At 52.6% G+C, this 18,442-nt stretch carries 21 protein-coding genes; 12 read left to right on the top strand and 9 right to left on the bottom strand.

The window, feature by feature from the left end; translation table 11 throughout:
- Positions 1-44 precede the first annotated feature (44 nt).
- From tsaB to rnd, 4 genes are all read left to right on the top strand, one after another.
- On the top strand, positions 45-740 hold the full coding sequence (gene tsaB, locus F384_RS08705; protein WP_046481131.1) for a tRNA (adenosine(37)-N6)-threonylcarbamoyltransferase complex dimerization subunit type 1 TsaB: 696 nt from the start codon (positions 45-47) through the stop codon (positions 738-740).
- Between the two features lie 59 nt (positions 741-799).
- Positions 800-1,384, top strand: coding sequence for a Slp family lipoprotein (locus F384_RS08700; RefSeq protein WP_046481130.1), 585 nt, complete (start codon positions 800-802; stop codon positions 1,382-1,384).
- Between the two features lie 204 nt (positions 1,385-1,588).
- Positions 1,589-3,274, top strand: coding sequence for a long-chain-fatty-acid--CoA ligase FadD (gene fadD, locus F384_RS08695; protein WP_080949908.1), 1,686 nt, complete (start codon positions 1,589-1,591; stop codon positions 3,272-3,274).
- A gap of 231 nt (positions 3,275-3,505) precedes the next feature.
- The gene (gene rnd, locus F384_RS08690; protein WP_080949907.1) at positions 3,506-4,633 is read left to right on the top strand and encodes a ribonuclease D; all 1,128 of its coding nucleotides are present in this window, start codon (positions 3,506-3,508) and stop codon (positions 4,631-4,633) included.
- 233 nt (positions 4,634-4,866) lie between these two features.
- Here rnd and F384_RS08685 read toward each other — a convergent pair whose 3' ends face one another.
- A complete protein-coding gene (locus F384_RS08685; protein ID WP_046481127.1) occupies positions 4,867-5,946 on the bottom strand; it encodes a tartrate dehydrogenase in 1,080 nt (359 codons plus the stop codon).
- 103 nt (positions 5,947-6,049) lie between these two features.
- On the opposite strand from F384_RS08685, the gene F384_RS08680 reads away from it, so the two are divergent.
- The 5 genes from F384_RS08680 to F384_RS08660 all read left to right on the top strand — a co-directional run bounded on the left by F384_RS08680 (position 6,050) and on the right by F384_RS08660 (position 9,105).
- Complete coding sequence (locus tag F384_RS08680; RefSeq protein ID WP_046481126.1) at positions 6,050-6,967, top strand: LysR family transcriptional regulator; 918 nt, start codon at positions 6,050-6,052, stop codon at positions 6,965-6,967.
- Between the two features lie 95 nt (positions 6,968-7,062).
- Entirely contained in the window at positions 7,063-7,701 is a 639-nt protein-coding gene (leuE, locus tag F384_RS08675; protein ID WP_046481125.1) for a leucine efflux protein LeuE, read from the top strand.
- 178 nt (positions 7,702-7,879) lie between these two features.
- Complete coding sequence (gene yeaR / locus F384_RS08670) at positions 7,880-8,242, top strand: DUF1971 domain-containing protein YeaR (RefSeq protein ID WP_046481124.1); 363 nt, start codon at positions 7,880-7,882, stop codon at positions 8,240-8,242.
- Positions 8,243-8,244: 2 nt separating this feature from the next.
- Positions 8,245-8,427 (top strand): DUF1869 domain-containing protein, encoded by a 183-nt coding sequence (locus tag F384_RS08665; RefSeq protein WP_012132688.1) that lies wholly within the window; start codon positions 8,245-8,247, stop codon positions 8,425-8,427.
- Between the two features lie 258 nt (positions 8,428-8,685).
- Positions 8,686-9,105, top strand: coding sequence for a translesion error-prone DNA polymerase V autoproteolytic subunit (locus tag F384_RS08660; protein ID WP_046481123.1), 420 nt, complete (start codon positions 8,686-8,688; stop codon positions 9,103-9,105).
- A 96-nt stretch (positions 9,106-9,201) separates the two neighbouring features.
- On the opposite strand, the gene F384_RS08655 is transcribed toward F384_RS08660, so the two are convergent.
- Genes F384_RS08655 through F384_RS08625 form a run of 7 tightly spaced genes read right to left on the bottom strand, consistent with a single transcriptional unit; the run spans position 9,202 to position 14,312 of the window.
- Positions 9,202-9,999 (bottom strand): transporter substrate-binding domain-containing protein, encoded by a 798-nt coding sequence (locus tag F384_RS08655; RefSeq protein WP_052746902.1) that lies wholly within the window; start codon positions 9,997-9,999, stop codon positions 9,202-9,204.
- 39 nt (positions 10,000-10,038) lie between these two features.
- Complete coding sequence (locus F384_RS08650) at positions 10,039-10,764, bottom strand: amino acid ABC transporter ATP-binding protein (protein WP_046481122.1); 726 nt, start codon at positions 10,762-10,764, stop codon at positions 10,039-10,041.
- An 18-nt stretch (positions 10,765-10,782) separates the two neighbouring features.
- On the bottom strand, positions 10,783-11,469 hold the full coding sequence (locus F384_RS08645) for an amino acid ABC transporter permease (RefSeq protein ID WP_046481121.1): 687 nt from the start codon (positions 11,467-11,469) through the stop codon (positions 10,783-10,785).
- A 12-nt stretch (positions 11,470-11,481) separates the two neighbouring features.
- The gene (locus F384_RS08640; RefSeq protein ID WP_046481120.1) at positions 11,482-12,159 is read right to left on the bottom strand and encodes an amino acid ABC transporter permease; all 678 of its coding nucleotides are present in this window, start codon (positions 12,157-12,159) and stop codon (positions 11,482-11,484) included.
- A 14-nt stretch (positions 12,160-12,173) separates the two neighbouring features.
- Positions 12,174-13,082, bottom strand: a complete 909-nt coding sequence (locus F384_RS08635) for an NAD(P)-dependent oxidoreductase (protein ID WP_046481119.1) — start codon at positions 13,080-13,082, stop codon at positions 12,174-12,176.
- Between the two features lie 20 nt (positions 13,083-13,102).
- Complete coding sequence (gene rpiB, locus F384_RS08630) at positions 13,103-13,549, bottom strand: ribose 5-phosphate isomerase B (protein WP_046481118.1); 447 nt, start codon at positions 13,547-13,549, stop codon at positions 13,103-13,105.
- 13 nt (positions 13,550-13,562) lie between these two features.
- Positions 13,563-14,312, bottom strand: coding sequence for a FadR/GntR family transcriptional regulator (locus tag F384_RS08625; RefSeq protein ID WP_046481117.1), 750 nt, complete (start codon positions 14,310-14,312; stop codon positions 13,563-13,565).
- 355 nt (positions 14,313-14,667) lie between these two features.
- Between F384_RS08625 and F384_RS08620 the strand changes: the two genes are divergently transcribed.
- A complete protein-coding gene (locus F384_RS08620) occupies positions 14,668-15,933 on the top strand; it encodes a Y-family DNA polymerase (protein ID WP_046481116.1) in 1,266 nt (421 codons plus the stop codon).
- Between the two features lie 20 nt (positions 15,934-15,953).
- On the opposite strand, the gene F384_RS08615 is transcribed toward F384_RS08620, so the two are convergent.
- Positions 15,954-16,790, bottom strand: coding sequence for an MBL fold metallo-hydrolase (locus F384_RS08615; RefSeq protein ID WP_046481115.1), 837 nt, complete (start codon positions 16,788-16,790; stop codon positions 15,954-15,956).
- 228 nt (positions 16,791-17,018) lie between these two features.
- On the opposite strand from F384_RS08615, the gene F384_RS08610 reads away from it, so the two are divergent.
- Both F384_RS08610 and F384_RS08605 read left to right on the top strand, forming a co-directional pair.
- Positions 17,019-17,408, top strand: coding sequence for a RidA family protein (locus F384_RS08610; protein WP_046481114.1), 390 nt, complete (start codon positions 17,019-17,021; stop codon positions 17,406-17,408).
- 31 nt (positions 17,409-17,439) lie between these two features.
- Positions 17,440-18,411: a threo-3-hydroxy-L-aspartate ammonia-lyase gene (locus F384_RS08605; RefSeq protein WP_046481113.1), complete on the top strand. Its 972-nt coding sequence runs from the start codon at positions 17,440-17,442 to the stop codon at positions 18,409-18,411.
- The last annotated feature ends 31 nt before the right edge of the window (positions 18,412-18,442 follow it).

Below are 18,442 nucleotides of genomic sequence, written 5' to 3'. Positions count from 1 at the left end.
ATGGTAAGATGCGGGCCATTTTGTTGATCTAAGCACGAAGACTCATGCGAATTTTGGCTATCGATACCGCCACAGAAGCCTGCTCTGTGGCGCTGTGGAATGACGGTACTCACTCAGCTCATTTTGAGCTTTGCCCACGAGAACATACTCAACGCATCCTGCCGATGGTGCAGGATATTCTTGCCGCTAACGACACCTCTCTGACGGAACTTAATGCGCTGGCCTACGGGCGTGGGCCGGGCAGTTTCACCGGTGTGCGTATCGGGATTGGCATTGCCCAGGGGCTGGCGCTAGGCGCAGACCTGCCGATGATTGGCGTCTCCACGCTGATGACGATGGCGCAGGGCGCATGGCGTAAAACTGGCGCGACCCGCGTCCTGGCGGCTATTGACGCGCGAATGGGTGAGGTCTACTGGGCTGAGTATCAGCGCGATGAAAATGGCGTCTGGCGCGGTGAAGAGACGGAAGCAGTATTGAAACCTGAGCAGGTGACCGAGCGTTTACAACAGCTTTCCGGTGACTGGGTGACCGTCGGGACGGGCTGGCCTGCCTGGCCTGAACTCGGTAAAGCGAGCAAACCGACGCTGCGCGACGGTGACGTCCTGCTGCCAGCGGCGGAAGATATGCTGCCGATCGCCTGTCAGATGTTCGCCGATGGTAAAACCGTGGCGGTCGAACACGCTGAACCGGTTTATTTACGTAACAACGTGGCCTGGAAGAAACTTCCCGGAAAAGAATGAATCTCAGTAGTATGACCCGTAAAACGCCGGGTCAGTGCGCTGAGAAAAGGAGTCGCAATATGGCGGTTCAAAAACAAGTTGTTAAAGGCCTGCTCGCGGGGAGTATTGCGCTCATGCTGAGTGGGTGCGTTACGGTTCCGGATGCGATTAAGGGCTCCAGCCCCACGCCACAAGACGATCTGGTGCGGGTGATGAATGCCCCGCAACTGTACGTGGGGCAGGAAGCGCGCTTTGGCGGCAAAGTGGTGGACATTCAAAACCAGCAGGGGAAAACCCGTCTGGAAATTGCGACCGTTTCGCTCGATAGCGGCGCGCGTCCCATCTTGGGCGAACCTTCGCGCGGGCGTATTTACGCCAGTGTGAATGGGTTCCTTGATCCCGTCGATTTCCGGGGGCAACTGGTGACCGTCGTGGGGCCGATTACCGGCACCGTCGAAGGCAAAGTGGGCAACACGCCGTACAAATTCATGACCATGGACGTGACGGGCTACAAACGCTGGCGACTTGCCCAGCAGGTGGTGATGCCACCGCAACCGATCGACCCGTGGTTCTATGGCGGGAGAAGAGGCTGGCCATATGGCTATGGCGGTTGGGGATGGTATAACCCGGGTCCCGCACAGGTTCAGACGATAGTCACAGAGTAACACGTTGTATTATCAGTAAAAGAAACAGCGGCTGGTCCGCTGTTTCTGTTTTATTAACGTCATAACAAAAATAAATAGTGACGCGCTTCGCAACCTTTCAGTTGAGTGATTAATAAACTGGTACGCTGAGTTAATATTATGTTAACAGCTTGTTTATTATCTGAGGTTGAGATGACGACGAACACTCATTTTAGAGGTGATGCAGTGAAGAAGGTTTGGTTAAACCGTTATCCCGCGGATGTACCTGCGGAGATCAATCCTGACCGTTATCAATCCCTGGTGGAACTGTTTGAACATGCTGTCTCGCGCTATGCCGATCAGCCCGCGTTTATGAACATGGGGGAGGTGATGACCTTCCGCAAGCTGGAGGAGCGCAGCCGCGCCTTCTCTGCTTACCTGCAACAGGGACTGGGGCTGAAAAAAGGCGACCGCGTCGCGCTGATGATGCCAAACCTGCTGCAATATCCGGTGGCGCTGTTTGGCATTCTGCGTGCCGGGATGATCGTGGTGAACGTCAACCCGCTTTACACCCCGCGCGAACTGGAGCATCAGCTAAACGACAGCGGCGCGGCGGCGATTGTGATTGTCTCCAACTTCGCCCATACCCTGGAAAAAGTAGTTGATAAAACCAGCGTTAAGCACGTCATTCTGACCCGTATGGGCGACCAGCTCTCCACGGCCAAAGGCACGCTGGTGAACTTCGTGGTGAAGTACATCAAACGACTGGTGCCGAAATATCATCTGCCGGATGCGATCTCTTTTCGCAGTGCGCTGCATGCCGGTTACCGTATGCAGTATGTGAAACCGGAAGTGGTTTCTGCGGATCTGGCGTTTTTACAGTACAGCGGCGGGACGACCGGAGTGGCGAAAGGGGCGATGCTGACGCACCGCAACATGCTGGCCAACCTGGAGCAGGTGAAAGCCACTTACGGGCCGCTTTTGCACCCGGGTAAAGAACTGGTGGTGACCGCGCTGCCGCTGTACCACATTTTTGCCCTGACCATGAACTGCCTGCTGTTTATTGAGCTGGGCGGGCAGAACCTGCTGATCACCAACCCGCGCGATATTCCGGGTCTGGTAAAAGAGCTGGCGAAGTACCCGTTTACCGCTATGACCGGCGTGAATACCTTGTTTAATGCCCTGTTGAACAATAAAGAGTTCCAGCAGCTGGATTTCTCCTCTTTGCATCTTTCTGCGGGCGGCGGCATGCCGGTACAGCAGGCGGTGGCTGAACGGTGGGTTAAGCTGACCGGGCAGTATCTGCTTGAAGGGTACGGTTTGACCGAATGTGCGCCGCTGGTCAGCGTTAACCCGCACGATATTGATTATCACAGCGGCAGCATCGGCTTGCCGGTGCCGTCGACCGAAGCCAAACTGGTGGATGATGACGACAACGAAGTGTCGCCCGATCAGCCGGGTGAACTTTGCGTAAAAGGACCGCAGGTGATGCTGGGCTACTGGCAGCGTCCTGACGCGACGGATGAGATCATCAAAGACGGCTGGCTGCACACGGGTGACATTGCGGTCATGGATGATGAAGGATTCCTGCGCATTGTCGACCGTAAGAAAGATATGATTCTGGTCTCCGGCTTTAACGTTTACCCCAATGAGATTGAAGATGTGGTGATGCAGCATCCGGGGGTGCTGGAAGTGGCTGCCGTCGGCGTTCCTTCCGGCAGCAGCGGCGAAGCGGTGAAGATTTTTGTGGTGAAAAAAGAGGCTTCGCTCACCGAGGAGGCGCTGGTCACCTTCTGCCGCCGTCAGCTCACGGGCTATAAAGTCCCGAAACTGGTTGAATTCCGCGATGAACTGCCGAAATCAAACGTCGGTAAAATTTTACGTCGAGAATTGCGTGACGAAGCCCGTGGCAAAGTGGACAATAAGGGCTGAGCGTTAAGCAACACGTCAAACGCCGGGTGAATCCGGCGTGAAAGTGGTCACAAACCTTTTTCCGATACCGGACAAGCAGAGATCACTTTATTAAAAACCAGGAAAATCAATTTATTGATTTTCGGCTGATAACCACAAAGAAGGAAAAACCCCGTTTTTTCCTTCTTTGTCAGCAATCTGACGCCGGGTGAATCCGGCGTTTTTTTTGGCGTAAACCGAAGAGAATGCAATTTGAATTACCAAATGATCACCACTGACGACGCGCTGGCGACTCTGTGCGAAGCGGTCCGTGCGTTTCCTGCGATTGCCCTGGACACTGAGTTTGTTCGTACCCGTACCTATTATCCGCAGTTAGGTCTCATCCAACTGTTTGACGGCGAACATGTCGCGCTGATCGACCCGCACGGCATTAGCGACTGGTCGCCGCTGAAAGCGATTCTGCGCGATACCGCCATCACCAAGTTTCTGCACGCGGGCAGTGAAGATCTGGAAGTCTTTCTCAATGCGTTCGGCGAACTGCCGCAACCGCTGATTGACACGCAAATCCTGGCGGCATTTTGTGGCCGTCCGCTGTCGTGGGGCTTTGCATCGATGGTGGAAGAGTACACTGGCGTGGCGCTGGATAAGAGCGAATCGCGTACCGACTGGCTGGCGCGACCACTGACTGAGCGTCAGTGCGAATACGCCGCAGCGGATGTCTGGTATCTGTTGCCGATTGCCGGAAAATTGATGGCGGAAACCGAAGCCGCGGGCTGGCTGTCTGCGGCGCTGGATGAGTGCCGCCTGATGCAAGCTCGTCGTCAGGAGATACTGGCACCCGAGGACGCCTGGCGCGACATCACCAACGCCTGGCAGCTACGCACGCGCCAACTGGCCTGCCTGCAACTGCTTGCCGACTGGCGTCTGCGTAAAGCGCGTGAACGCGATCTGGCCGTTAACTTCGTGGTTCGCGAAGAGCACCTGTGGTCTGTGGCGCGCTATATGCCTGGCAGCATGGGCGAACTCGACAGCCTGGGGCTTTCCGGCAGTGAAATTCGCTTCCACGGTAAGACGCTGCTCTCGCTGGTGGCCAAAGCGCAGGCGCTGCCGGAAGAGGCACTGCCGGAACCGTTGCTGAATCTGATGGACATGCCGGGTTATCGCAAAGCGTTTAAGGCGATTAAAGCGCTGGTAGCGGAAGTGAGTGCGGAACATAACGTCAGCGCAGAACTGCTGGCGTCGCGCCGTCAGATCAACCAGTTGCTCAACTGGCACTGGAAATTAAAACCGCAGAGTACGGAGCCCGAATTGATTTCTGGCTGGCGGGCGGCGTTGATGGCGACGGCGCTCAACGTGTTGCTGGCAGAGTATCCGCTTTAATGTCTTTGCCGGATGACGGCTACGCCTGATCCGGCCTACAGACTCTCAACCGTAGACCTGATAAGCGCAGCGCCATCAGGGGCTGGCGGGCGGCGTTGATGGCGACGGCGCTCAACGCGTTGCTGGCAGAGTATCCGCTTTAATGTTTTTGCCGGATGGCGGCTACGCCTGATCCGGCCTGGAGACTCTCAACCATAGGCCTGATAAGCGCAGCGCCATCAGGCATTGAACCCTTATATACTCGCGCAAATCGCCTCACCGACCTGCTGGGTCGACGCACTGCCTTTCAGATCCGGTGTTTTGGGGCCCGTCGCAATCACCTGTTCAATCGCCGCCAGAATCCCGTCGTGCGCGGCGGTGTATTTCGCATCTCCTGCGCCGAGGAAATCGAGCATCATCGCCCCGGCCCAGATGGTCGCAATCGGATTGGCGAGGTTTTTGCCATAAATATCCGGGGCGGAACCATGTACCGGTTCAAACAACGACGGGAAGGTGCGCTCAGGGTTCAGGTTAGCCGAGGGGGCAATGCCGATGGTGCCGGTACACGCCGGGCCGAGATCGGAAAGAATGTCGCCAAACAGATTCGAGGCGACCACCACATCGAAGCGCTCCGGTTGCATCACAAAGCGGGCGCAAAGAATATCAATGTGCTGCTTGTCCCAGCGGATATCGGGATAGTGCTGCGCCATAAGCTCCACGCGTGCATCCCAGAACGGCATACTGATCGCCAGACCGTTGGATTTGGTCGCCGACGTCAGCGTTTTTCGCGGGCGGCTTTGGGCTAATTCAAACGCATAGCGCAAAATTCGATCCACGCCCCGACGGGTGAAAACGGATTCCTGAATGACCACCTCATGCTCGGTACCCGGATTAATATGTCCGCCCAGCGAAGAATATTCCCCTTCGGTGTTTTCACGCACAACGTAGAAATCAATGTCGCCCGGCTTCTTGCCAGCCAGCGGGCAGGGCACACCGGGAAAGAGGCGAACCGGGCGCAGATTCACATACTGATCAAATTCCCGACGGAATTTCAGCAGCGAACCCCACAGGGAAATATGGTCCGGAACCGTCTCCGGCCAGCCGACGGCACCAAAGTAAATGGCGTCAAAGGAGGATAACTGCTCACGCCAGTCATCCGGCATCATTTTCCCGTGCTCAAGGTAATAATCACAGCTGGCCCATTCGAACGTTTCCACGCTGAGCGACAGGTCCCAACGCCTGGCGGCTGTCTGCAAAACGCGAATGCCTTCGGGCAGCACTTCCTTACCGATACCATCTCCGGGAATGGCGGCAATACGACAGGTTTTCTTCATACCAGTTCTCACTTGTAGGGGAGCGAAATTGACTTTCTCCTTATCCTATAATTGACTGATCGACAGTTAATCTCTCCAACTGGTGAAACATAAAACACAGATCATGAATAATCCTCCTCTGCTGACTGATTTGCGTGTCTTTATTCTGGTCGCCCGACGGGCGGGATTCGCCGCCGTTGCCCAGGAACTGGGGGTTTCACCGGCTTATGTCAGTAAACGTATTGCGCTGCTTGAACAGAACCTGAATGTGGTTTTACTGCACCGTACCACGCGTCGCGTCACCATTACTGAAGAGGGCGAGCGCATCTATGAATGGGCGCAGCGTATTCTGCACGATGTCGATCAGATGATGGATGAACTCTCTGATGTTCGTCAGGTTCCGCAAGGAATGTTGCGAATTATCAGTAGTTTTGGTTTCGGTCGGCAGGTTGTGGCACCTGCACTGTCCGCCCTCGCAAGACAGTATCCGCAACTGGAGTTGCGCTTTGATGTGGAAGACCGCTTGGTGGATTTGGCTAATGAAGGTGTCGATCTCGATATCCGCATTGGCGATGACATTGCGCCGAATTTGATTGCCCGCAAGCTGGGGACGAACTACCGAATCCTTTGCGCTTCTCCCTCGTTCCTGGCGCAGCACGGTACGCCCAAACAACTTGCCGATCTCGCCACCTGTTCCTGCTTAGTGATCAAAGAGCGCGACCATCCTTTTGGGATCTGGCAATTGCAAAATAAAGAGGGGGAGCACGTTATTAAGGTGAACGGACCACTGTCATCGAATCATGGTGAGATTGTGCATCAGTGGTGCCTTGACGGGCAGGGGATTGCGCTGCGTTCCTGGTGGGATGTCTGCGATAACATCGCCAGTGGTCATCTGGTGCATGTCCTGCCGGAGTATTACCAACCGGCCAATATCTGGGCGGTGTATGTTTCACGACTGGCCACATCGGCCAAAGTCCGTATTACGGTGGAATTCTTACGCCACTATTTTGCCGAGCGCTATCCAACCTTTTCACTGAAATAAAGGCGTGGGTAAAGCGCTTCCCTTGAGCAGGTGCATCCGTTAGCATATTGTTTCGCCATTAAGCGAAAAAGTGGTTTCAGGAAGAAGAGGTTAAGGTGTTTGCAGAGTATGGTGTACTGAATTACTGGACTTATCTGGTCGGGGCTATTTTTATTGTCCTCGTCCCGGGACCGAACACGATATTTGTGCTGAAAAACAGCATCGGACGTGGAATGAAGGGCGGTTACCTTGCGGCAAGCGGCGTATTTATTGGCGATGCGGTACTTATGTTTCTGGCGTATGCCGGGGTGGCAACGCTGATTAAAACAACGCCAGTATTGTTTAATATCGTCCGCTATCTCGGTGCCTTTTACCTGCTTTATCTGGGGGCAAAAATCCTCTATGCCACGCTTAAAGCAAAAGGCGGCGACGCTGATGAAGAAGCGGTTCCCTTTGGTGCCATTTTTAAACGTGCGTTAGTGCTGAGCCTGACGAACCCGAAAGCGATTCTGTTCTACGTCTCCTTCTTTGTGCAGTTTATTGATGTGAATGCGCCGCATGCGGGACTGTCATTCTTCATCTTAGCAATCACGCTTGAAGTGGTGAGCTTCTGCTACCTGAGTTTCCTTATCGTCTCGGGGGCCTTTGTCACACAATACATTCGTACCAAAAAGAAACTGGCGAAGGTCGGAAATTCGCTGATCGGCCTGATTTTTGTCGGTTTCGCCGCGCGACTGGCGACACTGCAGTCGTAAGCCAGGAGGCCCGCCACTCAGGCGGGCTTTTTGTTCCGTTACCCCATGAATAACCCATTTTGCCGTTCGGTAAAGAATAACCAATAAATGGTATTTAAAATGCCAGTTATGAAGCGTAACCTTTCTGGAACAGCGGTTTACTTATAATCGCATCCTACCGACTGGAAGAGGGAAGGACATGCTTCAGATTCCACAAAATCATATCCACACACGCGCCACACCGTTCTGGAACAAAGAAACAGCACCTGCCGGAATTTTCGAACGCCATCTTGATAAAGGAACCCGACCGGGAGTGTATCCCCGTCTGTCGGTGATGCAGGGGGCGGTCAAATATCTCGGATATGCGGATGAACACAGTCCAGAAGCGGAAACAGTGATGATCATCGAAGCGGGTCAGTTTGGTGTGTTTCCACCGGAAAAGTGGCATAACATCGAAGTGATGACCGATGACACCTATTTCAATATCGACTTTTTCGTCGCGCCAGAGGTCCTGATGGAAAGCGCGAATCAACGAAAAGTCATTCATACCGGGAAGAAATAATCATGGGCAAAGCAACCTATACCGTCACCGTGACGAATAACAGCAATGGCGTTTCTGTTGATTACGAAACTGAAGCGCCAATGACCTTACTGGTACCTGACGTCGCCGCCGAAGTGGTGAAAGATCTCGTCAATACCGTACGTTCCTACGATACGGAAAATGAGCACGACGTCTGCGGTTGGTAAGTGACACCACGCAACGCGGGAACCGGCTGCCATTAGCCGGTTTTTTATGCTTCCCGAAAACACTCCCCGCACAATGCCTGCCCTAAAACGGACGGACCTCGTCATCCTGCGCAAGAATTTACAAATCGCATATTTGTAGGATCAATAAATGCTTACGCGCAATACGGCGAAACTTTGCGCCGCGACGTTTTGCCAATGACTTGATCCCTGCCTGAGTTCAAATTACTGTATATAAAAACAGTATTCAAGGTGTGCATTATGACGTTGTACAGACCTGCGCAACGGCGTGAAGTTATCGCCGTCCCCCTTTTCAGCGAGCGGGTTTCGTGCGGGTTTCCCAGCCCGGCGACCGATTATGTTGAGCAACGTATCGATCTCAACGCGTTACTGGTTCAGCATCCCAGTTCGACCTATTTTGTGAAAGCGGCTGGCGACTCGATGATCGACGCGGGGATCGGCGATGGCGATCTGCTGGTGGTGGACAGTTCACTCACTGCCCGTCACGGAGATATCGTGATTGCGGCGGTGGAGGGAGAGTTTACGGTTAAGCGATTGCAGTTGCGGCCTACCGTTCAGCTTAATCCGATGAATCGCGCGTATTCACCCATCATCATCGGCAGTGAGGGTGGACTGGATATTTTTGGTGTTGTGACATTTATTGTGAAAGCGGTGAACTGAACCGGGTGGCGTGCATCCAGATAGCGCCTCTGATATCTGGGTATAATATCGGGATGCACGGTAAGATTTTATGTAAACACGGTAGCGTCAGGGTAATTATGGTCGGTTAATAATCTCTGCCGGAATAGGTTCGCCATGATATTTTTCATAAATGGCATTCAGCTTCCCGTTTTTGAGATTCGTGACAATCCACTGATCGAGTTTTTCTTTTAGCTCTGGCTCATTCTTTTTCAGGCCAATGGCTAAATCAAATACGGTAAGGGTCATTTTAGGTTCAAATGCCAAATCAGGGTTTTGCTTCTTAATCTGATTCACCAGTGTGGCAGAGGTGGCGACCGCGTAAGCCTGACCGCTCACCGCCGCCGTAACCAGCGTGGCATCGTCATCGTAGCGTTGAATGGTGACACCATTTTTCATCGCCTCTTTGGTCAGCATTGAATCCTGCGTCGTGCCACGGGTGACGGTAATCGCATGTCCTTTTAAATCGTTCCAGTCGCTGATTTTCGTGGCCGCCGGCGCGCCAATGACCGATCGTAACCCGGCATAGGCTCGGCTAAAATCAATAACCTGCGCACGTTGTGGCGTGACGGAAAGGGTGGATATGATGATATCAGCCTTCCCGGTCTGTAAATTAGGTATCCGCGTCGGACCGGTTGTTTCAATGAATTTCAGTTTCACGCCCCAGTCTTTAGCCAACAACTCCGCGGTTTCAACATCGGATCCCACTGGTTTCATTGCGGCATCCAACATGCCTGAAGGTGGAATGGATAAATCGGTGGCAACGCGTATTTCACCGCGTTTTTGAATTTCTTCCAGGACATTTGCCGAAGCAGGAAGGGTAATGACGGTGGACAGTAACGACACGAGCAGTAAGATTTTTTTAGCAGGGCTCATATTATTTTCCTTCGTAGGATATTTCGCTGGGTGAGTGGTTCACAAATCGTTAGAAATAAATTCCTGTAATGCCGCCGTGCCCGGCGTTTTCAGGATCTCTACCGTGCCGCTTTCATGGACGGTTCCCTGATGCATAAAGATAATTTTATCGGCGACCCGACGGGCGAAATTCATTTCGTGAGTGACCATAATCATGGTCATGCCACTTCCCGCCAGGCGCTCAATAACGCGCAGGACTTCTCCGGTGAGTTTTGGGTCTAATGCCGATGTGACTTCATCAAACAACATCACTTTGGGTTTCATCGCCAGGGAACGGGCGATGGCGGCGCGCTGTTGCTGCCCGCCCGAGAGTTGCTCGGGATAGCTGTCTGCCTTATCGGCCAGGCCCACCTGGTCGAGTACGGACAATGCCAGCCTTTTGGCTTCCGCTTTCGCCATTTTTTGGACGGAGACCGGGCCTAACGTAATGTTTTGCTCTATCGTCAAATGGGGAAACAGGTTGTAACTCTGGAACACAATCCCGACGTCCTGTCGCAACTTGCGCAGGTTGAGGTGTGGATCGTCAACGTTGTGCCCACAGACTTCAATGCTGCCGCCATTGATGGTTTCCAGTCGATCAATACAGCGCAGTGCCGTACTTTTACCTGAACCGCTGGCGCCAATCAGTGCCACAACCTGCCCCTGATTCACGGAAAAAGAGACGTTTTTCAGCACCGGATTGTCGCCAAAGCTTTTTTGTACGTTTCTGAGAGTAATAATGGGCATAGTATTAACCTTCAGCACTTAATTGATTCGTGGACTCACGGTTTGTACAGGCTTCCCTTTTTTCTCTGGCGCACCCTGTTCAAGCCGACGGCTTAATACCGATACGGGAAAGCACAGACAAAAATACAATGCAGCAACAATGAGATAGATAATAAATGGCTCAAAAATCGAGTTATTAATCAGTTGTCCGGCTCGAGCCAGTTCGACAAACCCCACGACAGAAGCCAGTGACGTGTTTTTGATGATTTGAACCGAAAATCCCACGGTTGGCGGTGTGGCAAGCTTGATGGCTTGCGGCAGAACGACTTTAAACATGCGCTGCGTGCGGGAAAGCGCCAGACATTCCGCCGCCTCCCATTGCGCGCGGGGAACGGCCTGAATACACCCTCGCCAGATTTCGCCCAGATAGGCGCTGGCATAAATGGTGAGAGACAGTCCGGCGGCCAGTAAGGGCGAAATCGTCATGCCCAGTTGCGGCAATCCGAAATAGACCATGAACATGATAATCAGCAGAGGCGTCCCCTGAATTAACTGCACCCAGGTTGAAATGACCAGACGTATTGCACGAACCGGTGCGATGCGGCCCAGAGCTATCAGAAAACCCATTATGCCACCGCCGCCGAACGCCATAAGTGACAGGACGATTGTCCACAGTGTGCCTTCCAGCAGAAATTGAATATGGGCGAAATTGAGGGGAATATTCATCGTCATGACTCCCTAAATCATGGTGCCAAGCCGGCGACGGCGAGGAAAAATAGCCTGTCCAAACAGCCAGAATATCAGCCGCATTAACAGCGAGAGGGCGATATAAATCCCCGCCACAATCACGAAAGTTTCAAAGGGGCGGTAGGTTTCTGATTGAATAAAATTCGCAGTCGCGGTGAGTTCTTCAGTGGATATTTGCGAGGTCACCGATGAGGCCAGCATTAATAAAATAAACTGACTGGTCAGCGAAGGATAAACGCGCTCGATCGCGGGTCGTAATGCAACATGCCAGTATTGCTGCCATTTGGTTAATCCCAGGGTTTCAGCGGCCTCCCATTGTCCTTTATGCACGGATTCAAACCCTGCACGCATAATTTCTGCGGTATAGGCGCCCACATTAATCGTCAACGCAATTACAGAGACGGTGAAGGCGGTAAACGAAAACCCCATGCTCGACAGACCGAAATAAACCAGAAAAATTTGTACCAGAAATGGCGTATTGCGAATGGATTCAACATAGATTGCCGCGACTCTCGCAAACACTCTGGATTGAGAGCGTCGGGCAATGGCACAGAGTGTGCCTATCAGAAAACCCGTCACTGTCGTCACTAAGGCCAGTCTGGCGGTCAATGTCGCACCGTCCAACAAGAGCTGCCATTGTGAAAGTATTGCTGTGAAATCGAGCATCATGACTTTCGCCCCGGTTAATTTGTGTTTGCGGTCCGTTGACCGGTCAACCGGTCATAGACTTTGAACAGCGCCTGGTTACCATTTGCACCTTCACCATAGGCCTGCGCATTCTGATACTGGCTCGCCACAAGGGCGGTCGCCGGAAGGGGAACGGGATGCTTTTGCGCGGCTTCTAAAACCAGACGGAGATCTTTCATCATCAGATCGATGCGAAAACCGGCGGAGGTATCACCTTCGATCATGGCCGGAGCCAGTTTGTCGAGCATCCATGAGGCCGCAGAACCACCCAGCAGCACTTCCCGCATTTGTGGCAAATTGATATCCCAGGCGCGCGCCAGTGCCAGTGCTTCGCAAATCGCCTGAATATTGATCCCGCAAATCAGCTGGTTACACAGCTTCACGGTCTGTCCGGCACCGGATGCGCCAACATGATTTAACGTCGTCCCCATGGCGCGCAGATAAGGTGTGGCTTGCTCAAAACCCTTCGCGTCGCCGCCGACCATGATGGTCAGCGTGCCATTTTTAGCACCAATCGGTCCGCCGGAGACGGGCGCATCAAGCATGGTGACGCCGACGGCCTGGAGCGCCTGGCTCAGCTTGCGGGTGGCTTCAGGGGCAATGGTGCTCATGTCCACATACAGTTTTCCGCGTGGCGGCACAGACAGCAGTCCCTGCGGGCCACGCACGATCTCTTCTACCTGGGGCGTGTCCGGCAGCATTGAGATAACGATATCGGCATCGCGGACGGCGGAGGGGATATCGCTGACAATTTCAATACCGAACGGACGCAACGTATCGCCTGCGCTACTGACGATATCAAACGCGCGTACGGTATAGCCCGCCTGCGCAAGATTGCGTGCCATCTCGCGCCCCATCACGCCTAAGCCAAGAAAGCCAACAACACCGGAATGAGTCGTTTTCATTATGATTTCCTTCAGATTGATCAGTTATTCTGCTCGAGTAAGGCCAATTTCTCGACGCGACGGACGAAGTCTGCATCCTGAACAAAGGTCGCCTGCAAAAATGCGTCAATGAGATCGCGCGCCAGCCAGGGGCCAACGATCTGTGCGCCGATGCACATCACATTCACGTCATCGTGCTCAACCGCCTGGTGTGCGGAATGCACGTCATGACAAACGGCAGCGCGGATGCCTTTTACTTTATTCGCGGCAATCACCGCGCCCACGCCAGTACCGCAAACCAGGATCCCGCGCAGACCATTCTCCTCGCGCACTTTGCTGCATACGGCATACGCAATGTCAGGAAAATCCACCGGATCGGGGTTGTAACTCCCGATATCGTTAATCTGGTGGCCTGCCTGTTGCAGCCACTGAATGAGTTCTTGTTTGAGCTGGAATCCGGCGTGGTCACTGCCAATGACGATCTGCATCTGTTTATCCTTTTTACGGTGTAGGAGTAATGGACGGGGAACCAACCATGCGAATGGTGGCGCGGCGACGAAAATCCGCCCCAATTTCAAAATGGCGACTTAATAATTCATCGGCTTTGTCTTCGTCACGTTCGACGATGGCGGCAAAAATGGCGCGGTGATGGTCAATGAGAAATGCTTCAATGCCTTCCACCTGAATAATTTGTTCACGTCTGTCGAGGTGAGAGCGCTGCATCAGTACGCCAATGGACTGATAAATACTGATAAGCGTTGGCGAACCTGATGCGTTAACCATGGTTTCATGGAAGCGAAAGTCTGCTCGTCCACCTGATTCCGGCACATGGATCGTTTCGCTGATTTCACGCAGACAGTCCGCTAACCTGTCGTAATCACTCTGTGTTCCCCGGCGGCAGGCCAGGCGGATCGCCTGACGTTCAATGGCGATTCGGGCTTGCATAACGTCATCAACCACGTTCGGCTGATGAGCCAGTACGAAGGTGAAAAATTCGCCGAAAAGCGAAACATCCGGTTTTGTGACAACGGTGCCGATCCCGTGACGGATCTCTACAGCGCCTATCATGGCAAGCGCTCTCAGCGCTTCCCGCAATACCGGACGGCTGACCCCTAATTTTGCAGACAGCTCGCGCTCGGGTAGCAGGCTATCGCCTGCTTTTAATGCCCCGCCTAACAGTTGTTCGCGTAAAAATTTAACAACGCGGTCATGCCCGCTGCAGTTTTCCGTTACTTCACGCTTGATTTCCATGCGATTCACCAGTGGTCTTGAGTGGTAATACCAATGGTAGATATGTTAATAAAATATTAATGTGATGTTGATCGATAATTGACCTGCCTGTTTTGTGAGCAGACATGCAAATTTCGATTTACGCGGTTGGGGAGAAGAACGGAGATGTCCGACTGACGTGTGGACACGGCATGTGAACAAATCGGATTAACAACGTCATGTCACTCACCCACAGGGTTATGCACCGTTTCTGTGGATAACCGATGATTTTTTCAGGCAGAACAATCCACTAAGGAAAATCGCCAGGATTTTGCTTGCAAGTCAGAAAATATCTTAAATAATACTGGTTATAAATACAGTATTTTTGGGGTGCGCCATGTTTGCACTATGCGATGTGAATTCGTTTTATGCCTCCTGTGAGACGGTGTTCAGGCCCGATCTGCGCGGGAGACCCGTTGTTGTGCTGTCGAATAACGATGGCTGTGTGATTTCCCGCAGCCCCGAAGCGAAACCGTGGGCGATCATGGGAGCACCTTACTTCAGGCAAAAAGAGGCGTTCCGGCGTCATGGGGTGGTATGTTTCAGTTCGAATTACGAACTCTACGGCGACATGAGCAATCGGGTTATGACGACGCTCGACGCGCTGGCACCCCGCGTTGAAATTTACAGTATCGACGAGGCGTTTTGCGATCTGACAGGGGTTCGAAACTGTCGGGATCTCACGGATTTTGGCAAAGAGATCCGCAACACGGTCTTACAGCAGACACATCTGACGCTCGGCGTGGGGATTGCGCAGACAAAAACGCTGGCCAAGTTGGCTAACCACGCGGCGAAAAAGTGGCCGCAGCAGACGGGCGGGGTTGTGGATCTGTCGAATCTCGAACGGCAGCGAAAATTGATGGCGGCTCTGCCGGTTGATGAGGTATGGGGCGTTGGCCGTCGTATCAGCAAAAAGCTGACTGCGATGGGCATAAACACGGTACTCGATCTGGCAGATACGCACATCGCGGTGATACGCAAGCATTTCAATGTGGTGCTGGAAAGAACCGTGCGGGAGTTACGCGGCGAGCCCTGTCTGGCGCTTGAGGAATTTGCGCCCGTGAAGCAGGAGATCATTTTCAGTCGGTCATTCGGTGAGCGCATTACGGAATACGAACCGATGCGCCAGGCGATTTGCGCTTACGCGAGCCAGGCGGCAGAGAGACTCCGGAGTGAACATCAGTATTGCCGGTTTGTCTCGACATTCGTGAAGACGTCGCCGTTTGTGCCGAATGAGCCCTGTTACAGCAATAGCGCGTCCGTGAAACTACTGACACCGACGCAGGACAGTCGGGACATCATCAGCGCGGCCACGCGATGCCTCGATGCTATCTGGAAAGAGGGGCATCGTTATCAGAAGGCCGGGGTCATGCTCGGCGATTTTTTCAGCCAGGGCGTGGCGCAACTCAATCTGTTCGATGATAACGCACCGCGTCCCGGCAGCGAGAAGTTGATGGACGTCCTTGATTCGCTCAACGCCAAAAAGGGGAGAGGAACGCTGTACTTTGTCGGGCAGGGTATTCAGCAACCCTGGCAACTGAAACGACAGATGCTTTCTCCGCGCTACACGACGCGTTTTTCCGATCTGCTGGTGGTCAGGTGACCGTCACCAGCAGCCCGAAGCTACAGGGGGAAGTTCAGCGTGAGTCCTACGCCCGCTTCGTTGAGATCCACATAACGGGAGAGATGGATTTTTGCGGCAAGATCGGTGCAATGGCTGGGATAAAGCGAATCAGCAGACAATGCGCTGAGATATTTCCCGGTTTCTGAGAGTAACGTTTCATCGGCATTAAGCAGATGAAAACCGCCTATAACGGAGGCGACTCTTGATTCTCCAGTGACGGATTTTGCGTACTCGATAATATTACAAATCCCGGCATGTGAGCATCCGGTGACAATCACCAGTCCATCCTTTGTTTTAATTGCCATTGCGCTATCGTCAATCACGTAATCGGCCGTTAACTCACCATCATGATTATGCGTGTGGCCTACCGGATGCTGCGCTTCATAATGATTAAGACGAGGAATTTGCCCTAAAAACGTGATGTCTTCGGATAATTTCAGAGGGTGCGTGGAACTGACAACATTAAAGAAGTAATCGACGCAAAATGCATTATGGTTCATCCCAATGGGTTTTGATTCATAAAATTTAGGCATAAATGCGGCGGGGTGGGCGATGATATCAACTTTCTTTGCGGGAGGTGACGGCATTCGGTCGTAATGCTGGAACAAATGGTTTAACCCCCAGGTGTGATCGTTATGCCCATGTGATAATACAATTTTATCAATGCGCGTAAGGTCGATCCCCAGAAGCTGTGCATTTTTTAAAAAAACATCAGAGTAACCAACATCAAAAAGAATGTTTAACCCTGAGCATTCGATGAAATAGCAAACGCCAGGTTCTCCAGTCAAATACCTGTCAATGTAAGTATTGTTATCTACCAGTATGGTTAATTTCATCACTCCGCATCCCATTCGGATTCAATATGTCGATTGCCTCCATTATCGAACCTTTTAATTTCCTGAAGCAAATCATAACCGCGATCTCTGTCACATAAGCGAGGGGCAGAAACGGCGGACGCCAAAACAAGGGGTAGTCGCACAGCGCAATGTGGTGTATAAATCAATAATACAAAAAGTATGATTTAATACATAATGTATTAAATCTGAAACGCAGGAGAGCTACACATGCACCCGGATATCACACTGAACTCAGCATCTCATGGGCTTCCCCCCGCAGGCCACTACTCGGCAAGCGTGACCGCCGGGGGATTTGTTTTTATCTCAGGACAACTGCCAGTCACCCAACGCGGTGAGAAAATGGCGGGGGCGTCTTTTGCGGAACAGACCCGACAAGTTCTGGAAAATGTCGATGCCTGCCTGAAGGGGGCCGGTGTATCCCGCCAGCATCTGGTTTCTGTCCGTGTCTATGTGACAGATATCAATCTCTGGCCGACGTTTAACGAAATCTACGCCGAATGGATTGGTGATTTCCGTCCATCTCGTGTCGTTGCAGGGGTTGCAGAGCTGCATTATGGCTCAGCCTTAGAAGTGGAAGCGATCGCGCTGGCGCAATAAGCCCAACGCTTAACAGTATAAAGGTGAAAAAATGAGTGAGACTACACGTCCTGAATATGCTGATGTTGCCGCCGCCGCCGAGCGCATTAAAGGATATGCAAACAAGACGCCCGTGATGACGTCCCGGACCGTCAATGAGGAATTTGGCGCTGATGTTTTCTTTAAATGTGAAAACCTCCAGCGTATGGGAGCCTTTAAGTTTCGTGGGGCGATGAATGCATTACGCCAGTTTACGCCGCAACAGCGTGCTGCTGGCGTGGTGACATTTTCTTCCGGAAATCATGCCCAGGCGATAGCGCTGTCAGCCAAATTGCTGGGTATTCCGGCGACAATCATCATGCCGCATGATGCGCCAGCCGCGAAAGTGGCGGCGACCAAGGGGTATGGCGGCAATGTTGTTATGTACGATCGCTATACGGAAGATCGTGAACAGATTGGTCGTGAACTGGCTGAAAAACAAGGACTGACGCTCATCCCTCCCTACGATCATCCCCATGTTATCGCCGGCCAGGGCACGGCAACCAAAGAGTTGATTGAGGAGGTCGGCCCACTGGATGTTCTATTTGTCTGTCTGGGGGGCGGGGGGTTGCTTTCTGGTTCAGCACTGGCAGCCCGGCAACTCTCTCCAGATTGCATTATTTATGGCGTGGAGCCTGAAGCCGGTAACGACGGACAGCAGTCGTTTCGAAGCGGAAAAATCGTTCACATCGATACGCCAAAAACGATCGCTGATGGCGCACAGACACAACATCTCGGGCACTATACGTTTCCGCTGATTCAAAAATACGTTAATGATATTCTGACCGTTTCAGATAATGAACTTATTGCCGCGATGAAGTTTATGGCGGAACGCATGAAAATTGTTGCTGAACCCACCGGCTGTCTTGGCTTTGCCGCTGCAAGGGCGAGAAAAGCGGAACTCAGCGGGAAAAAAGTCGGCATTATTATTAGCGGCGGCAACGTGGATATCGCGCGCTACGGTGAGTTTCTGGCCGGGAAATAAACGGATAGCAATAATAACAACGGGCATCACT

The sequence above is a fragment of the Citrobacter amalonaticus Y19 genome, from assembly GCF_000981805.1.
GTDB classification, from domain to species: Bacteria; Pseudomonadota; Gammaproteobacteria; order Enterobacterales; family Enterobacteriaceae; genus Citrobacter_A; species Citrobacter_A amalonaticus_C.
This window is presented reverse-complemented; position numbering and strand designations above follow the sequence as displayed.